General features: G+C 69.6%; 15 protein-coding genes. 10 read left to right on the top strand and 5 right to left on the bottom strand.

Annotated elements, in window-relative coordinates:
- Positions 1-139: 139 nt before the first annotated feature.
- Both ASD47_RS15235 and ASD47_RS15230 read left to right on the top strand, forming a co-directional pair.
- Positions 140-2,665, top strand: a complete 2,526-nt coding sequence (locus tag ASD47_RS15235; protein ID WP_056758236.1) for a TonB-dependent receptor — start codon at positions 140-142, stop codon at positions 2,663-2,665.
- Positions 2,666-2,845: 180 nt separating this feature from the next.
- Positions 2,846-5,290 (top strand): M20/M25/M40 family metallo-hydrolase, encoded by a 2,445-nt coding sequence (locus tag ASD47_RS15230; RefSeq protein WP_056758233.1) that lies wholly within the window; start codon positions 2,846-2,848, stop codon positions 5,288-5,290.
- Between the two features lie 106 nt (positions 5,291-5,396).
- On the opposite strand, the gene ASD47_RS15225 is transcribed toward ASD47_RS15230, so the two are convergent.
- The 3 genes from ASD47_RS15225 to ASD47_RS15215 form a co-directional block, all read right to left on the bottom strand.
- Positions 5,397-6,836 carry an aldehyde dehydrogenase family protein gene (locus ASD47_RS15225; protein ID WP_056758230.1) on the bottom strand — a complete coding sequence of 480 codons (1,440 nt, stop codon included), beginning with the start codon at positions 6,834-6,836 and terminating at the stop codon, positions 5,397-5,399.
- 119 nt (positions 6,837-6,955) lie between these two features.
- Entirely contained in the window at positions 6,956-7,426 is a 471-nt protein-coding gene (locus ASD47_RS15220; protein ID WP_056758227.1) for an NUDIX domain-containing protein, read from the bottom strand.
- Between the two features lie 110 nt (positions 7,427-7,536).
- A complete protein-coding gene (locus ASD47_RS15215) occupies positions 7,537-8,496 on the bottom strand; it encodes a DUF3829 domain-containing protein (RefSeq protein WP_056758224.1) in 960 nt (319 codons plus the stop codon).
- A 249-nt stretch (positions 8,497-8,745) separates the two neighbouring features.
- On the opposite strand from ASD47_RS15215, the gene ASD47_RS15210 reads away from it, so the two are divergent.
- The 5 genes from ASD47_RS15210 (at position 8,746) to ASD47_RS15190 (ending at position 11,325) form a co-directional block, all read left to right on the top strand.
- Positions 8,746-9,498 carry an SDR family oxidoreductase gene (locus ASD47_RS15210; protein WP_056758221.1) on the top strand — a complete coding sequence of 251 codons (753 nt, stop codon included), beginning with the start codon at positions 8,746-8,748 and terminating at the stop codon, positions 9,496-9,498.
- 23 nt (positions 9,499-9,521) lie between these two features.
- On the top strand, positions 9,522-9,920 hold the full coding sequence (gene folB, locus ASD47_RS15205) for a dihydroneopterin aldolase (RefSeq protein ID WP_156402284.1): 399 nt from the start codon (positions 9,522-9,524) through the stop codon (positions 9,918-9,920).
- A 2-nt stretch (positions 9,921-9,922) separates the two neighbouring features.
- The gene (locus tag ASD47_RS15200) at positions 9,923-10,480 is read left to right on the top strand and encodes a hypothetical protein (protein WP_156402261.1); all 558 of its coding nucleotides are present in this window, start codon (positions 9,923-9,925) and stop codon (positions 10,478-10,480) included.
- 63 nt (positions 10,481-10,543) lie between these two features.
- On the top strand, positions 10,544-10,921 hold the full coding sequence (locus ASD47_RS15195) for a hypothetical protein (RefSeq protein ID WP_056759037.1): 378 nt from the start codon (positions 10,544-10,546) through the stop codon (positions 10,919-10,921).
- On the top strand, positions 10,921-11,325 hold the full coding sequence (locus ASD47_RS15190) for a hypothetical protein (protein ID WP_056758215.1): 405 nt from the start codon (positions 10,921-10,923) through the stop codon (positions 11,323-11,325). The genes ASD47_RS15195 and ASD47_RS15190 overlap by 1 nt, the downstream gene beginning before the upstream one ends.
- Before the next feature lie 81 nt (positions 11,326-11,406).
- Here the strand turns inward: ASD47_RS15190 and ASD47_RS15185 are convergent, their stop codons facing one another.
- Complete coding sequence (locus ASD47_RS15185; protein WP_056758212.1) at positions 11,407-12,294, bottom strand: branched-chain amino acid aminotransferase; 888 nt, start codon at positions 12,292-12,294, stop codon at positions 11,407-11,409.
- Between the two features lie 128 nt (positions 12,295-12,422).
- On the opposite strand from ASD47_RS15185, the gene ASD47_RS15180 reads away from it, so the two are divergent.
- The 3 genes from ASD47_RS15180 to ASD47_RS15170 all read left to right on the top strand — a co-directional run bounded on the left by ASD47_RS15180 (position 12,423) and on the right by ASD47_RS15170 (position 15,131).
- Positions 12,423-12,917 (top strand): MarR family winged helix-turn-helix transcriptional regulator, encoded by a 495-nt coding sequence (locus ASD47_RS15180; protein ID WP_056758209.1) that lies wholly within the window; start codon positions 12,423-12,425, stop codon positions 12,915-12,917.
- Positions 12,914-13,615: a response regulator gene (locus tag ASD47_RS15175; RefSeq protein ID WP_056758205.1), complete on the top strand. Its 702-nt coding sequence runs from the start codon at positions 12,914-12,916 to the stop codon at positions 13,613-13,615. The genes ASD47_RS15180 and ASD47_RS15175 overlap by 4 nt, the downstream gene beginning before the upstream one ends.
- Positions 13,616-13,778: 163 nt before the next feature.
- Positions 13,779-15,131: an ATP-binding protein gene (locus ASD47_RS15170; RefSeq protein WP_056758202.1), complete on the top strand. Its 1,353-nt coding sequence runs from the start codon at positions 13,779-13,781 to the stop codon at positions 15,129-15,131.
- Between the two features lie 70 nt (positions 15,132-15,201).
- Here ASD47_RS15170 and ASD47_RS15165 read toward each other — a convergent pair whose 3' ends face one another.
- Positions 15,202-16,743 (bottom strand): acetolactate synthase large subunit, encoded by a 1,542-nt coding sequence (locus ASD47_RS15165; protein ID WP_056758200.1) that lies wholly within the window; start codon positions 16,741-16,743, stop codon positions 15,202-15,204.
- Between the last annotated feature and the right edge of the window lie 6 nt (positions 16,744-16,749).

Raw genomic sequence — 16,749 nt, 5'->3', positions numbered from 1 at the left:
CCATAAGGTTTCTCCTTGCCGAGACACCGGCGGAACCGTAACCCTTGCGTGTCAATTCGAACAATCGTTCGGGTCAAGACCAAATCAAAAGGCGGGGGCGGTGCAAGCGCTCACGCCATAAAACGAACCGAGGTAGGAAATGCGCTTTACTCAGGTGCTTTGCGGCACGGCGTCCGCCGTCGTGCTCGCCGGTCTGACCCCACTGGCGGCTCAGGCCCAAACCGCCGCCCAGGACACCGAAATCCCCACCGTCGACAGCATCGTCGTCACCGCCCAGAAGCGCGAGCAGAACCTGCAGGACGTGCCGGTGGTGGTCACCGCCGTCAGCGCCAAGCTGCTGCAGGACACCGGCGTCAAGGACATCAAGGACCTGACGATCCTGACCCCCGGCCTGACCGTCACCTCGACCTCGTCGGAAGCCTCGACCACCGCCCGCATCCGCGGCGTCGGCACGGTCGGCGACAACCCCGGCCTGGAAAGCTCGGTCGGCGTCGTGATCGACGGCGTCTATCGTCCGCGCAACGGCGTCGGCTTCGGCGACCTGGGCCAGATGGAACGCATCGAGGTCCTGAAGGGCCCGCAAGGCACGCTGTTCGGCAAGAGCACCTCGGCCGGCGTCATCAACATCGTCACCAAGGAGCCGGAATTCGGCTTCGGCGCCGAGGCCGAAGCGACGATCGGCAACTTCAACGCCCACGGCCTGGCCGGCTCGGTGACCGGGCCGCTGTTCGGCAGCGAGACCCTGGCCGCCCGGCTGTACGTGGCCGCCCGCGAGCGCGACGGCTATAACGACGTGGTCACCGGCAAGGGTCCCAGCGATCGCGACGAGGACGCCGACCAGGGCTTCTACACCGTCCGCGGCCAACTGCTGTTCGTGCCGGACGACAAGGCCACCTTCCGGCTGATCGGCGACTACACCAAGCGCGACGAAAACTGCTGCGGCGCCGTGCAGATCCGCACCGGCCCGACCGCCGGCATCCTGGGTCTGCTGAACGGCGGCCCGGCCCTGGCCACCACCGCCGATCCCTACGCCCGCGTCGCCTATTCGAACCGCGGCGCGCCGTCGTCGATCGAGGACAAGGGCGTATCGCTGCAGGCCGTGATCGACACCGACTTCGGCGAGATCACCTCCATCTCGGCCATCCGCAACTGGCGCACCGACAACGGCCAGGACTCCGACTTCACCACCGCCGACCTCGCCTATCGCAACAAGGACGGCACCAACTATTCGGAGTTCACCACCTTCAGCCAGGAAATCCGCCTGGCCGGCCAGACCGACAAGTTCGACTGGCTGGTCGGCGCCTTCCTGGCCGACGAGAAGCTCGATAACGAAGCCAACTTCAAGTACGGCAACGACTACGAGCAGTATCTGGGCCGCCTGCTGTCGCGCTCGGGGGCCAATCCGGCCGGCGTCGCCAACTTCGTCGCCCTGCTGCTGAACCGTGCGCCCAACACCAGCTTCGTCGGCGGCCAGGGCTTGCACGACACCTACAAGCAGCGCGCCACCACCGTCGCCGGCTTCACCAACAACACCTGGCACGTGACCGACGCCTTCGACATCACCGCCGGCCTGCGCTACTCGATCGACAAGAAGGACCTGGACACCTACCAGACCACCAGCGACGGCGGCGTGGCGTGCGCCACCGCCCTGTCGCCGGCCGGCCAGGCCCGCATCGCCGGCATCGTCGGCCCGGCCAACGCCGGCACGGTGATCGGCAACCTCTGCCTGCCCTGGGCCAACCCGCTGTTCAACGGCCGCGGCACCAACCAGAAGCGCTCGGACAAGGAATGGAGCGGCACGATCAAGGCGTCGTACCGCTTCTCGCCGGAGGTGTTCAGCTACGCCTCCTACGCCCGCGGCTACAAGGGCGGCGGCTTCAACCTGGACCGCACCCAGTCGTCCAACGGCCTGCCTTCGGGCGCGCCTGGCGTCGTGCCGATCCTGGACACCTCGTTCCCGGCCGAATTCGTCGACAGCTATGAAGTCGGCCTGAAGAACACCCTGTTCAACCGCACGGTGCTGTTCAACGTCACCGGCTTCTACCAGAAGTTCACGGACTTCCAGCTGAACACCTTCCTGGGCACTTCGTTCGCGGTGCGCTCGGTGCCGGAAGTGACCTCCAAGGGCGTCGACGTCGACTTCCTGTGGTTCACCCCGGTGCACGGCCTGTCGGTCCAGAGCGGCCTGAGCTACGCCAAGACGACCTATGGCGACGACAAGGTCCCCAACGACCCGACCAACGCCCTGGCCCTGCTGCCGGGCAGCCAGATGTCGCTGGCCCCCAAATGGTCCGGCTCGGCCTCGCTGACCTACGAACGTCCGGTCGGCGACAGCCTGAAGGCCCGCTTCAACATCGGCGCCAAGTACTCGTCCGCCTACAACACCGGTTCGGACCTGTTCCCGCCGAAGGTCCAGAAGGCCTACACCGTGGCCAACGCCCGCATCGGCCTGGGCTCGCAGGACGACAAGTGGACGATCGAGCTGTGGGGCCAGAACCTGTTCAACGAAGAGTACGAACAGGTCGCCTTCAACGGCTTCCTGCAGGGCTCGTCGGGCCTGAGCGCCACCAACGCGACCTATGCGCCGGCCAACGACACCATCACCTATGATGCGTTCCTGGGCGCGCCGCGCACCTACGGCCTGACCCTGCGGGCCAAGTACTAGATCCACGGACCCGCTCTCCAGGCGAAAGTCGGGAGCGGAGACGAGGGTGGAAGACGGAAGGGCGATCCGGGTGACCGGGTCGCCCTTTTCGTTGGGCTCCTTTCGCCCTTAACCAAGCTTTCCTCAAGCCCCGAAGCGCCTCACCCTGCGATCGGGGATTCGCTGCGGGAGGCGCATCGCATGAAGACCATCCGGCTGCTCGGCGTCTGGGTCTGCCTGCTGCTGGGCCTGGCGATCGCCAACCTGGCCTTGCGGACGCCGCCCCCCCTGCCGGCCAACACCCCCGCCGACCAGTTCTCGGCCGGCCGCGCCATGGCCGACGTCCGCGCCATCGGCCGCAAGCCGCATCCGATTGGCTCGAATGAGATCGTCCGGGTGCGCGACCACCTGCTCTCGCGGGTCAATGGCCTGGGGCTGGAGGTGCTGGTGCGGCCGGGCGAGGGCGTGCGCGAGGCGGCCAAGTGGTCGCCTCGCTCGGTGGCCGTCGGCGCCGTCCAGAACATCGTCGCCACGCTGCCCGGCGCCGACCGCGATGCTCCGGCGGTGCTGGTGATGAGCCACTACGACACCGTCCACAACTCGCCCGGCGCCGCCGACGACTCCGCGGGCGTGGCCGCCGCCCTGGAAATCGCCCGCGCCCTGAAAGCCGGCCCGACCCCGGCCCGCGACGTGATCTTCCTGTTCACCGACGGCGAGGAGCCGGGCCTGCTGGGCGCCGAGGCCTTCTTCGCCCGCGACCCTCTGCGCGAGCATGTGGGCGTGGTGGTCAACATGGAGGCCCGGGGCGACGCCGGCCGCGCGGCCATGTTCCAGACCGGTTCCGACAGCGGCGACCTGGTCCGCCTCTACGCCGGCGCGGCCCACCAGCCGACGGCCAACTCGCTGGCCGCCGCCGTCTATGCGCGGATGCCCAACGACACCGACTTCACCCACGCCCTGCGCAAGGGCCTGCCGGGCCTGAACTTCGCCTTCATCGACGACCAGCTGGCCTATCACACGCCGCTGGCCACGCCCGAGCATCTGAACCAGGGCAGCCTGCAGAACCTGGGCGACCAGGCCCTGCCCGCCGTCCGGGCCCTGGCGATGGGCGCGGCCCTGCCTTCGAAATCACCGGACCTGATCTATTCCGACGTCCTCGCCCGCGTTCTGGTGGCCTATCCGGTGAATATCGGCTGGGCGATCCTGGCGGCGGCTGGGGTGCTGATCCTGTTCACCGGCTTCCGCGCCCTGCGCGGCAAGGCGGTGAACTTCGTCGAGATCCTGCGCGGGATCGCCGGTTTCCTGCTGCTGAGCGCCGGTGCGATCCTGGCCCTGCACCTGGCCGGCCGGCTGATCGGGATCGTCGACCAGCAGCGCTACTATGCGATGCTGGGCCAGTTCAACCTGCTGCTGCCCGGCGCCGGGATCCTGCTGATCGGGGTGTGCCTGACCACCCTGATCCTGCAGGCGCGGGGCGGTGGTCGCATCTGGATCAGCCTGGTGGGCCTGGCGGCCGGCGGCGCGTGCAGCCTGGTCGGCGGTTTCGACCCGATCGGTCTTGGTCTCGGCGTCGCGGTGGTCGTCCTGGCCTGGCTGAGCCTGGGCAAGGGTGTGGGCGTGTTCGGCGCCTGGCTGGGAGCCCTGCTGGTGGTGCTGGGCCTGGCGGTCACGGTGCAGGCCTTGCTGCCGGGCGGCTCGGTGATGCTGGCCTGGCCGCTGCTGGCCGCCAGCCTGGCCGCCGCCCTGGTCATGGCCGTCGGCGGAACCCGCGACCGTCGTGTCGCCTGGGTCCTGACCCTGGCCGTCGCCCTGATCGCCATCGCCGTCGTCGCCCAGCTGGGCGCCTGGGGAGCCTGGACCTTCGCCGGGGTGGGCCTGCAGGAGCCGGCCGTGCTGGCGGCTTTCGCCATCCTGGCCGCCCCGGCCCTGCTGCCCCTGGCCTTCGATTTCGCCGCCTATCGCTGGGCGCCGGTCTTCGCCGGCGTCGCCGTGGCGGCGGGGATCGGGTTGCTGGCCTATGCCGGCCTGGGCGACGGCGGACCAGCCCGGCCGCAACTGGCCGAAGCCAGCCACCTGGCCGACCTGTCGACCGGCACGGCCTGGCGGGTTTCGCCCCAGCCGCGCCTGGATCCGTGGTCGCGGGTGGTGCTGTCGGACAACGACGCCAAGCCGGTGCGCCAGGCCTATCCGCCGCTCTACCGCGAGCCGGTGTGGATGGCGCCGACCGCCGTCCTGCCGGTCGAGCGGCCGGTGCTGTCGATCGACCGGGCCGGCGACCGCCTGCTGGTTCGCGCCGTGCCGACGGCCGGCGCCGAGGTCCTGACCCTGCGCCTGCGGCCCAGTATCGACCTGAGCCAGCCGCGCCTGAACGGCCGGCCGATCGCCCTGCCGACCCAGGCCGGCGAGTGGACCAGCCTCAGCTACCACGCGCCCGATCCCAACGGCGTCACCCTCAGCTTCACCGCCCGTCCGGCCGGCAAGGTCGACGTGGCCGTGATCGAGATCCGCGACGGCTGGCCGCGCGGCGTCTCGGCCATCCCCGCCAAACCGGCGGGACTGATGGGCAGCGGCTATTCGGACAAGACCATCGTGCTGGATCGCGGGGCGCTGAGCTGGCCGGCCTATGTGGAGGCGGCGCCGGAGTAGCGGCCGGGGACGCGCACTTGTGCGTGTCCCCATCCACGAAGCGCCACGCCAGGCTTGGGGACACACACAAGTGCATGTCCCCGGCCCGGGATCACGATGCGGCGCGCTACTCCGCCGCCTGCTTGGCCGAATAGCCCAGCACGGCCTTGGTCTCCAGGAACTCGCCGAACGCGTGGTCGCCCCATTCGCGGCCGTTGCCGCTCATCTTGTAGCCGCCGAACGGGGCCATCAGGTCGGGGCCGGCGCCGTTCAGGATCACCTGGCCGGCCCGGAGCTTGGAGGCCACCGCGCGGACTTCGGCCAGATCGTTGCCCGACACATAGGCCGCCAGGCCGTATTCGGTGTCGTTGCCGATCTCGACCGCCTGGTCGACGCCGTCATAGCCGAGGATGGCCAGCACCGGGCCGAAGATCTCTTCCTTGGCGATGGTCATGGTCGGCGTGACGTTGGCGAACACCGTCGGCTTGACATAGTAGCCGGTTTCCAGCCCCTCCGGCTTGCCCGGACCGCCGGCCACCAGGGTCGCGCCCTCGTCGACGCCCTTCTGGATCAGGCCCTGGATCTTGGTCCACTGCACTTCGGACACCACCGGGCCCAGCTTGGAATTGCCGTTCGGGTCGCCCACCGTGTGGGCCTCGGCGGCGGCCTTGGCGATGGCGATCACCTCGTCCATGCGCTTTTGCGGGACCAGCATCCGGGTCGGGGCGTTGCACGACTGGCCCGAGTTCATCATCACCGAGGCCACGCCGCCGCCGACCGCCTTCTGGAAGTCGGCGTCGTCGAGGATGATGTTGGGGCTCTTGCCGCCCAGTTCCTGGTGCACGCGCTTGACGGTCGGGGCGGCGTTGCGGGCCACCTCGATCCCGGCCCGGGTCGAGCCGGTGAACGACACCATGTCGACCTCCGGATGCGAGGAGAGCGCCGCGCCGACGGTCGGGCCGTCGCCGTTGACGAGATTGTAGACCCCGGCCGGCACGCCGGCGGCCGCCAGGATCTCGGTCCAGACCCAGGCCGAGAACGGGGCCACTTCCGAGGGCTTGAGCACCATGGTGCAGCCGGTGGCCAGGGCGGGCGCCACCTTGCAGGCGATCTGGTTGATCGGCCAGTTCCACGGGGTGATGAAGGCGCAGACGCCGATCGGTTCCTTGACCAGGCGCGTGGCGCCGCGATCCTCTTCGAACCTGTAGTCCTTCAGCACCTGGAGCGCCGTCTGGACATGGGCGATGCCCATAGCCGCCTGGGCGCGCTGGGCCAACCACGACGGGGCGCCCATCTCCTCGGTGATGGCCTTGGCCATGTCCTCGAAGCGCTTCTGATATTCGGCGATGATCCGCTCGAGCAGGTCGACGCGCTCCTCGCGGCTGGTCTGGGAGTAGCTGGCGAAAGCCTTGCGGGCAGCCCGCACGGCAAGGTCGACATCCTCGGCCGTGCCCAGGGTCACCCGGCCGGCGGCAGTCTCGGTGGCCGGATTGATCACGTCCACCGTCTTGGAGCCTTTCGGCTCGACCCACTGACCGTCGATGTAGAACTTCAGGTAGTCGCGCATGCCGTGCTCCTCCGGTCGGGGTCGTTCACGTCCGGCGGGACGGCGGCCCTCGTTCAAACATCCATTTTAATGATCGTTGATCACTGGGGAAGGCCTGATCGCCATTCCGACGATCTCCCTCACCACATCGGATCGCATTCGGCGCCGTGCAACGCCTCGGCGATGCGCTGGCGGGTGCTGGGCGTGGTGTCGGCCGGCAGGGCGTCGGGCGCGAACCAGCCCACCTCGTGAATCTCGCCCTGGACGCTGGCCGCGCACGGTTCCCAGGCATGGACGCGATAGAGCAGCACATGGTCGCCCGGATGGCGCGGCTCGTTGCTGTGCACCGAGACCAGGGTCGGCCGGCCCAGCACGCGCACGCCGGCCTCTTCCTGCATTTCCCGCGCCAGGGCCGTCTCGGCCGTCTCGCGCCGCTCGACCCCGCCGCCTGGCAGGTACCAGCCGTGGACATAGGTGTGCTGCACCAGCAGCACCCGCCCCTCGCCGTCGGTGACCACCCCGCGCACGCCCAGGGTCAGGCCGCGCCGAAAGCGGAACAAGGCATAGACCAGGGGACGGGTGAAGGGTTCGACATGGCGGCGCCAGAGCATGGGCGGAGCCTAGAGCATTCTCGAGCGAAGGGGCGCCCGGCTCGGGGGGAGAAAGCACGCGGAAACAAGTCTGGAACCGCCCCCTCAAGCGACGTCGCCCAAACTTTCGCCTAACGCGCTATAGGCTGGGGCAGGTTCAGAAGCTCCACGGCCGAGTTGTAGTTGCGCTGCATCATGTTGAAGTCCTCAACGCTGCGGCTGCGCTTAAGGTCGCGATAGTTGCCGATCATCGAGGTCAGCTGGTCGGCCGCGATCTGGCGGGTCGGACCGATCTGGCCGCCCGTCTTGGCCTTCGCCTCGGCATAGGCCTTGCGCTGGTCGGCCAGGGTCGTCTCCAACTGGGCGACGATCGCGTCGCCCTTGGCCAGGGTCGCCGGATCGCTGAGGTCCTCGGGCGACTTGAACAGGTCGACCAGGGACTCCGACTGCTGCAAGGCCAGCTTGCTGTTATAGGCCAGCAGGTCGCCGCGCGCCTTGAGCGCCGCCAGCTCCACGGCCAGGTGCTTGTTGCGCTCGGCCTTGAGCGCTTCGGAGAAGGCGTCCATGTCGGTCAAGGCGGTCTGGAACTCGGCCTTCATCAGCGGGTCTTCGGCCTTGCCGCGGGCCAGGCCGTCGTCGCGATAGGCCTTGCTGTCATAATAGACCTTCAGCGGGCGCAGGCGGGCCAGCACCTTGTCGAGGTCGGCGATCAGGGTGTCGGCGGCCTGGTCGACCGCCTTGGAACCGCCAGGCATGGCCCGGGCGCTCTTCAGGGCGTCCTGCGCCTGCTCGATCCAGCCGGCCGAGACGATGATGGGGTCCTGGGCCGATTGGCGCGAAATGTCGGCCTTGGCGTAGTCGTCGGCGGTCTCCACCAGGCCGTAGGTTCCGACCAGCTTGTTGAACCCCTCGGTATAGGCGCCGACCTTGGCCATGTCGGTCGGGCTCCTGGCTGACGCCGCGGTCCCGTCGGCCGACTTGCCGCCTGGAAGCTTGTCGCAGCCGCCCAGGATCAGGGCCGCCGCCACCGCCGTCGCCACGATCGAGACCGAAGCCGCGGCCCGGGCCTTGCCCTTGTTCTGCTTGATCACGCTGAAGGTCCCCCTGCTGACACGAAGCTAGACAACGTCGGACGCTGCGAAAGGCTCCCTTAGGTTGAGCGCTTTTCCATCCGGCGAGCGGGCGAGCCTTGCCCTGCGCCCGCCACCCCGCTAAAGCCGCTGCACATCCATCTTCAAACCGGACTTGTCCCATGCTCGCGATCGGCGTCATCGCCATTTTCCTGGCGGTCATCCTCGGCCTCAACAAGTTCGAGTTCGGCCGTTTCGACTAAGACCGCCATGACCCGCGGCGCGGCCCTGGTCACCGGCGCCGGCCGCCGGATCGGCCGCGCCTTGGCCCTGGAGGCGGCGCGGGCCGGGTTCGACGTCGCCGTCCACTACCGCGGGAACCGCGCCGACGCGCAGGCCGTCGCCGACGAGATCGCCGCCCTCGGCCGCCGCGCCGCCGTCCTCGACGCCGAACTGGCGGACGAGCGCCAGACCGCCGCCCTGATCTCCCGGGCCGCCCACGCCCTCGGACCCGTGACCCTGCTGGTGAACAGCGCTTCGACCTTCGAAGACGACCGCCTGGCCACCGCGACGCGCGAAAGCTGGGACGCTCACCTGGACGCCAATCTGCGAGCCCCGGTCGTCCTGGCCCAGGCCTTCGCCGCCGCCCTGCCCGCCGGCGAACCGGGCCAGATCGTCAACATCGTCGACCAGCGCGTCTTGCGGCCAAATCCGCAGTTCTTCAGCTACAGCCTGTCCAAGGCCGGCCTGTGGTGGCTCACCCGGACCATGGCCCAGGACCTGGCGCCGCGCATCCGGGTCAACGCCATCGGCCCTGGCCCGACCCTGGCCTCGACCCACCAGACGCCCGGCGAGTTCGAGCGGGAGGCCGCCGGCACGCCGCTGGAACGGGCCGTTTCGCCGGACGACGTCGCCATGGCCCTGCGCTATCTCATTGACGCCACGGCAGTCACGGGCCAGATGATCGCGGTCGACGCGGGTCAGCATCTGGGCTGGCGCACGCCGGACATCATCGGTTCCTGAGAGTCGCCGTGGCCGCCCACCCCCTGACCAACGCTCCGAACACGGCTCCGCAGCCGACGCCGGCCCGGGTGATCGTCACCAAGGTGTTCGTGCGCGGCCTGAAGGTCGACGCCTGGATCGGGGTCTACGACCACGAGCACGGCCGCCAGCAGCCCCTAGTGATCGACGTCGAGCTGGACGTCGCCGCCAGCCACTGCGAAGCGCTGGGTGACACCGTCAATTACGAGACCATCCTGCAGGCCGCGCAAGCCATCGCCGCCGAGGGCCATATCGACCTGGTCGAAACCTTCGCCGAGCGCCTGGCCCAGGCCAGCTTCGCCGACAGCCGCGTGACCCGCGCCCGGGTGCGGGTGGAAAAGCCCCTGGCCCTGGCTCCGCACGCCGCCGCAGCCGGGGTGGAAATCACCGCCGTCCGGGGGTGAGCGTGCTGCGGCACAGCGCCCGCCTCTCCCCGTTCCAGCCCGAGACGGTCTGGACGCTGGAGGGCGCGGAGCTGGTCGAGCGCCGGGGTCCCCGTGAGCAGCGCTTTCCCCTGGCCGCCCTGACGACCTTCCGTCTGGCCAGGCCGCGTTCCGGCGGACGCCGTCGGGTGCTGACCCTGGGCTTCGGCCGCCGCAAGGCCATCCTGGCCGCCCAGAGCTATGTCGCTCCGGGCCGCTTCGATGATCGGCTGGCCAGCTTCTCGCTGCTGGCCCGCGCGGTGGCGGCGGTGGCGGCCGACCTGTCACCCCGCGCTCGGTTCGAACTGGCGGGCGCCATGGCCCCGCGCGAGGGCCTGACCTGGGTGATGGGCCTGCTCGGCTTCGGCACGGCGGCGATGCTGCTGCTGGCCTTCAGCCCGCACATGGCCGGCATGGCGCTCGCCATCGCCGCCCGCCTGGCCTTCCTGCTGATCCTGCTGGCCGCCGCCCTGCCCTGGCTGGGACGCGGCCAGGGCCTGGACCCGCACGCGCTGCCGGAGGACCTGCTGCCGGGCGGCTAGAACGCTTCCAGCCTGACAGCGCCTTCATTTGCTTTGGCCGCCGTTTTTCGCGACCATCGTTTCATGACCCAGACCGACCCCGCTCCGGATCCCGCCGTTCCGCCCGCGCTGCAGGACGACAAGACCATGCCCGTGGTGGTCTACGCCCTCTATCTGGCCGCCCTGGTCTCGGCCGGCATGACCTCGGTGGTCGGGGTGATCCTGGCCTATGTCAGCAAGGGCGCCGCGCCGGAGTGGATCCAGAGCCACTACGTCTTCCAGATCCGCACCTTCTGGCTGTCGCTGCTGTTCGGCCTGATCGGCCTGGTGCTGACGCCGGTGGGAATCGGCTTCGTGATCCTGCCGGCGGTCGGCATCTGGGTGGCGGTGCGATGCATCCTTGGCCTGTCCTGGCTGTTGAAGAGCCAAGCCTATCCCACGCCGCGCAACTGGATGATCTGATGAGCGACGCCGCCCCGACCGCCCCCGACCGCGTGGAGGAGGACAAGGTCCTGCCGATCGTGGTCTACGCCCTGTACCTGCTGGGCTTCACCAACGGCTTGACCTTCCTGGCCGGACTGATCGTCGCCTATCTCAATCGTGAGACGGCCGGGCCGATCAACGCCAGCCACTACACCTTCGCGATCCGCACCTTCTGGCTGTCGATCTGGTGGTTCCTGATCGGCCTGGCCCTGTTCCTGGTCGGCCTGGCCCTGGCGGTGCTGCTGATCGGCATCCCGATGCTGGTGATCGGCGGGGCGATCATGGGCGCGATCGGCGTATTCTTCGTGGTCCGTTGCATCATGGGGCTGGTCTACCTGCTGAAGGGCGAGGCCTATCCCCGGCCCCGGACCTGGCTGGTCTGACGCCGGCGTCCAGACACAAAAAATCCCGGAACGCCCAAGCGCTCCGGGATCCTTGATTTGAGAACTGGAAACCGCGCGCGGTTAAGCCGCCACCAGCTCCCGCCGCACCAGCCGCGCATATTCGTCCATCAGCGACAGCGACAGGGCGGCCGGCGTGAACTTGAACTCGCCGATCTCCGACACCGGGGTGACCTCCGCCGCGGTGCCGACGATGAAGCACTCGGTGAAGTCGGCCAGCTCGCGCTTCTCGATATGGCGCTCGACCACCTGGATCCCACGCGCCTTGGCGATCTGGATCACCGTCTGGCGGGTGATGCCGTTCAGGATGCAGTCCGGGACCGGCGTGTGCAGGACGCCGTCCTTGACGAAGAACACGTTGGCGCCGGTCGCCTCGGCGATATAGCCGCGATAATCGACCATCATCGCGTCGGCATAACCGTCCTTCTCGGCGGCGTGCTTGGAGATGGTGCAGATCATGTAGAGGCCGGCGGCCTTGGCGGCGGTCGGGATGGTGTTCGGGGCCGGGCGGTCGTACTTGGCCCAGGTCAGGCGGATGCCCTTGGCCTTGGTCGCCGGGTCGAAGTAGCTGGGCCACTCCCACACGGCGATGGCCACGTGGATCCTGGTCTGCTGGGCCGAGACGCCGATCATCTCGCTGCCGCGCCAGGCGATCGGCCGGACATAGCAGTCGGTCAGGCCGTTCTTGGCCGCGGTCGCCTTGCACGCCTCGTCGATCTGCTCCACCGTATAGGGGATCTTGAAATCGAGGATTTCGGCCGATTTGAACAGGCGCTCGGTATGCTCGGTCAGCTTGAAGATCTCGCCGCCATACATCCGCTCGCCTTCGAACACCGACGAGGCGTAGTGCAAGCCGTGGGTCAATACGTGCACCTTCGCGTCCCGCCAGGCGACGAACTGGCCGTCCAGCCAGATCCAACCATCGCGATCGTCGAAGGGAACGAGAGACATCGGTCAAAGACCTCCTTATTTGGAACCCGGTTCTTAGACGCTCGGAGCCGCGGAAGGTCAAATAAAATGGACGCAAGCTGATGGCCGGGCCGCTTTCATCGGGACCTCCCGGAGGCCCGACCGGAGGGATGTCGGGCGGCTCGACCGACCCGCGCCTGATCCTTGGCGAGGAACAGCTGGACAGCGGGCTGGAGCTGCTGCTGCTGGCCGAGGCGGGCCTGTGGGCGGCTGTCGACGCAGCCCTGGAGGGCGAGGGTCCGGGCCTGGGCCGCTCGCACTGGCGGGCCGCCTTCCTGCTGCGCCGGCGGCCGGGCCTCGGCGTCCAGGACCTTTCGAAACTGACCAGCCTGTCCAAGCAGGCGGCCAGCAAGACCCTGGCGGACCTGCAGCGGCTGAACCTGGCGCAAAAGGCGGCCGGCGACCTGGACGCCCGCCGCCGCCCGGCCGAGCTGACCCCGGAAGGGATCGCCTTCGAATACCGGGTGGCCGAGCGCCTGCGCACCTTGCTGGGCCGCGCCTACCGCACCGGCGGCCTGGACGGGGTGGCGGGCGCGCGAAGGATCCTGGCCGCCTTGGCCGGACCGCGCCAGGGCGTCGGCCTCAATCGTCGAGACGCCCTATGACGCCAGAAGAACGCGCGGACCGCCACCTGCTGGTCGTCGACGACGACGACCGCATCCGCACCCTGCTCAAGGAATTTTTGACCCGCGCCGGTTTCCGGGTCAGCGCCGCGGCCGACGCCGCCCACGCCGACCGGCTGACCGGCTCCATGGATTTCGACCTGCTGGTGCTGGACGTGATGATGCCGGGCGAGGACGGCTTTTCATTCACCAAGCGGCTACGGGGCCGGGGCGGCGAGGCCGGCCAGACGCCGATCCTGATGCTGACCGCCCGCGACCAGACCAGCGACCGGATCGAGGGCCTGACCCACGGGGCCGACGACTATCTGGCCAAGCCGTTCGAGCCGCGCGAGCTCCTGCTGCGCATCGAGTCGATCCTGCGCCGGTCGGCGCCCAAGCCGGCGGGTCCTCGCGCCATCAGTCTGGGCGATTGCGCCTTCGAGCCCGAGCGCGGCGAGCTGACCCGTGACGGTGAACCGATCCGCCTGACCGAAGCCGAGGTCGCCTTGCTGCGCCGCCTGGCCAGGGCGGCTCACGCCCCGGTCGACCGCCTGGAGCTGGCCCGCGACACGGTCGACGCCACCGGCCGCGCGGTCGACGTCCAGGTCACCCGCCTGCGCCGCAAGATCGAGCCCGACCCGAAGAACCCGCGCTATCTGCAGACGGTGCGCGGGATCGGCTATCGGCTGGCGCCGGATTGATGGCGTTGTCGCCCTGGGTCTTCAGGTCCTCGCCCCATGGAGGAGGTGTCGCCGCAGGCGACGAAGGGTGGAGTGTGCACCTCCGACCGTTCGCCCTCGACGCCGCGCCACTCCCCCCACTGGCCCTTCAGGCCGCCTCCCCCAAAGGGGGAGGATCTCACTGATGATCCGCCTTCGCGCCCGCCTGCACATTCCCCGCCCGATCAAGCGGTGGCTGCCGACCTCGCTGTTCGGCCGCAGCCTGCTGATCATCGTCCTGCCGGTGGCGGTGATGCAGATCGCCGTCACCTGGGCGTTCTTCGACGCCCACTGGGACACCGTCACCAGCCGCCTGTCGGAGGGACTGGCCGGCGATGTCGCGTGGGCGGTCGAGAGCTACAAGGATGATCCCTCGCCCGCCGCCCTCGACAGGCTGGCCGAGCGCGCCCAGGACTCGATGGACCTGTCGATCGCGCTGCAGAAGGGCAAGAGCTTGCCGGCCGGCAAGCGCAACTCGCTGTTCCGGGTGGTGGACCGCTCGCTGAACCGCGCCCTGTCCGACCGCCTGGACGCGCCCTTCTGGTTCGACGCCAGCGGCGACCACTATCCGGCCCATGTCGATATCCGGGTGAAGGTGCCGCAGGGCGTCCTGCGGATCATCGCCCCGCGCGACCGGGCCTTCGCCACCCAGGGCCACATCTTCATCCTGTGGATCGTCGGGGCCACCCTGCTGCTGACCGCCGTGGCCATCCTGTTCATCCGCAACCAGGTGCGGGCCATCGAGCGGCTGGCGGACGCCGCCGACGCCTTCGGGCGCGGCATCGACCAGGCCGCCTTCAAGCCGCACGGTGCGCGCGAGGTGCGCCAGGCGGCCCAGGCGTTCCTGGCCATGAAGGCCCGCATCCAGCGCCACATCGAACAGCGCACCGCCCTGCTGGCCAGCGTCAGCCACGACCTGCGCACGCCCCTGACCCGCCTGAAGCTGGAGATCGCCCTGGCCGAGCCCAGCCCGCAGTTGGAGGCCATGGCGCGGGACCTCTCCGAAATGGAGCACATGATCGACGAGTACCTGGCGTTCGCCCGCGGCGAAGGGGGCGAGGAGGCCCGCCAGGTGCTGCTGCGGCCGCTGATCGAGGGGGTGTGCGAGGGCGCGGTCCGGTCGGGGGCCAAGGTCGAGCTGTCGATCGGCGACGACCTGACGGCCATCCTGCGGCCCAACGCCTTCAAGCGGGCCTTGGCCAACCTGATCGATAACGCCGCCGCCCATGGCGAGACCGTACGGGTCTCGTCCACCGCCGCCCCGGCCGGCGGGGTATGGATCTTCGTCGACGACGACGGCCCCGGCATCCCCGAGGACCGCCACGAGGAAGCCTTCCGCCCGTTCAACCGCCTGGACGAGTCGCGGAACCAGAACGAGAAGGGCGTCGGCCTGGGCTTGGCCATAGCCCGCGACATGGCCCGGGGACTGGGCGGAGAGCTGACGCTGCAGAAGTCGCCGATGGGGGGCCTCAGGGCGGTCCTGCGGTTACCGGGCTAAAGCATCTGACGAGGTAGTGACGGGGACAGGTACATGCACCTGTCCCCAGCCGCATGTCCCCCAGCCGCATCTACCGCATCGCCGCTTCGATAAGGCGCGGTCCCGGTTCCCGCATCGCCCGCGCCATCGCCTCGTCGAACGCCTCCGCCGTCTCGACCCGCTCGGCCGCGACGCCCAGCCCGCTCGCCACCGAGACCCAGTCGATGCGGGGATCGCCGAGGTCCAGCAGCCGCGACGCGGCCGGTCCCGGTTCGCCGCCGCCGGTGCGGCCCATCTCGACGCCCAAGATGCGGTAGGCGTGGTTGGCGAACACCACCACGGTCACGTCCAGCCGCTCACGGGCGATCGTCCATAGGCCCTGGACGGTGTACATCGCGGCGCCGTCGCCGTTCAGGCTCAGCACCTTGCGGTCAGGGCAGGCCACGGCCGCGCCGATGGCCAGCGGAATGCCCTGGCCGATCGCCCCACCGGTCAGGGACAGCCAGTCATGGGTCCGGGCGTTGCGGGTCTGGGTGAAGATCGGCAGGCCGGCGGTCACCGCGTCGTCCGAGATGATCGCGCCGGCCGGCATGTGGCGGGCGATCGCCGCGCCCATGGCCCAGGCGTCCAGCTTGCCGGCTGGGGCCGGCGGTGGCGCGTAGGACTCGACTGCGCCCGTCGCCGGGGCGCCCAGCAGCTCTGCAAGGGCCTCAAGCGCGGCGGCTGCATCGGTACTCCGGTCACTGAGCGTCAGGGTCGCGCAGCCGTCGGGGACCAGCACGCTGGGTCGGTCGGGATAGGCGAAGAAGGCCACGGGCTCGGTGGTGGCGACCAGCACCATCAGGTCGACGCCCTCCAGGTCCTTCAGGGCCTGCTCGCCAAAATAGGGCAACTTGTCAGGGCGGAAGCGGCCCTCGCCGCGCGCCTGGCGAGCGGTGAAGGTGTCGGTCAGGACGCGCACGCCGGCCGCGGCGATCCGCCCGGCGGCGGCGATCGCCGCCTCGCCGCACGCGCCGCTGCCCAGCAGCAGGACGGGCTTGGCCGCGGCCTTCACAGCCTTGGCCGCAGCGGCGACCGCGACGGGATCGGGGACGCCGAAGCGGGGACGCCCCACCACCGGTCCCGCGACGGCGGTCGCGTTCCAGGCGCTGTCAGCGGGCAGGATCAGGCAGGCGCCGCCGCCGGGTGCGCCGAGGCTGGCGGCCACCGCCTCGGCCGCCAGCGGCCCGACCGCGTCGGCGCTGTCGGCCGACTTGACCCACAGCGAATTGGGCGCGGCCAGGGCGGCGATGTCGGAGTTCAGCGGCGCGTCGTACTGGCGGTGGCCGACGGCGTGGTCGCCGATGATGTTGACGACCGGCGTGAAGGCCCGGCGGGCGTTGTGCAGGTTGGCCGCGCCATTGGCGTAACCTGGGCCCAGATGCAGCAGGGTGCAGGCCGGCGTCCCGGTCATCCGTCCGTAGCCATCGGCCGCGCCGGTCGCCACGCCCTCGAACAGGCACAGCACGCTGCGCATGCGCGGCTCGCGATCGAGAGCCGCGACGAACTGCATCTCGCTGGTGCCAGGATTGGCGAAGCAGGCGGTGACGCCGTTGTCGGCCAGGGTGGTTATCAGGGCGTCGGCGCCGTTCATCCGCTC

The sequence above is a fragment of the Caulobacter sp. Root1472 genome (genome assembly GCF_001426985.1).
GTDB lineage: Bacteria > Pseudomonadota > Alphaproteobacteria > Caulobacterales > Caulobacteraceae > Caulobacter > Caulobacter rhizosphaerae.
This window is presented reverse-complemented; position numbering and strand designations above follow the sequence as displayed.

Coding starts and splice junctions, on each gene's coding strand:
- ASD47_RS15235 (WP_056758236.1), top strand. CDS start 140: ATGCGCTTTACTCAGGTGCTTTGCGGCACGGCGTCCGCCGTCGTGCTC.
- ASD47_RS15230 (WP_056758233.1), top strand. CDS start 2,846: ATGAAGACCATCCGGCTGCTCGGCGTCTGGGTCTGCCTGCTGCTGGGC.
- ASD47_RS15225 (WP_056758230.1), bottom strand. CDS start 6,836: ATGCGCGACTACCTGAAGTTCTACATCGACGGTCAGTGGGTCGAGCCG.
- ASD47_RS15220 (WP_056758227.1), bottom strand. CDS start 7,426: ATGCTCTGGCGCCGCCATGTCGAACCCTTCACCCGTCCCCTGGTCTAT.
- ASD47_RS15210 (WP_056758221.1), top strand. CDS start 8,746: ATGACCCGCGGCGCGGCCCTGGTCACCGGCGCCGGCCGCCGGATCGGC.
- ASD47_RS15195 (WP_056759037.1), top strand. CDS start 10,544: ATGACCCAGACCGACCCCGCTCCGGATCCCGCCGTTCCGCCCGCGCTG.
- ASD47_RS15190 (WP_056758215.1), top strand. CDS start 10,921: ATGAGCGACGCCGCCCCGACCGCCCCCGACCGCGTGGAGGAGGACAAG.
- ASD47_RS15185 (WP_056758212.1), bottom strand. CDS start 12,294: ATGTCTCTCGTTCCCTTCGACGATCGCGATGGTTGGATCTGGCTGGAC.
- ASD47_RS15180 (WP_056758209.1), top strand. CDS start 12,423: ATGTCGGGCGGCTCGACCGACCCGCGCCTGATCCTTGGCGAGGAACAG.
- ASD47_RS15175 (WP_056758205.1), top strand. CDS start 12,914: ATGACGCCAGAAGAACGCGCGGACCGCCACCTGCTGGTCGTCGACGAC.
- ASD47_RS15170 (WP_056758202.1), top strand. CDS start 13,779: ATGATCCGCCTTCGCGCCCGCCTGCACATTCCCCGCCCGATCAAGCGG.
- ASD47_RS15165 (WP_056758200.1), bottom strand. CDS start 16,743: ATGAACGGCGCCGACGCCCTGATAACCACCCTGGCCGACAACGGCGTC.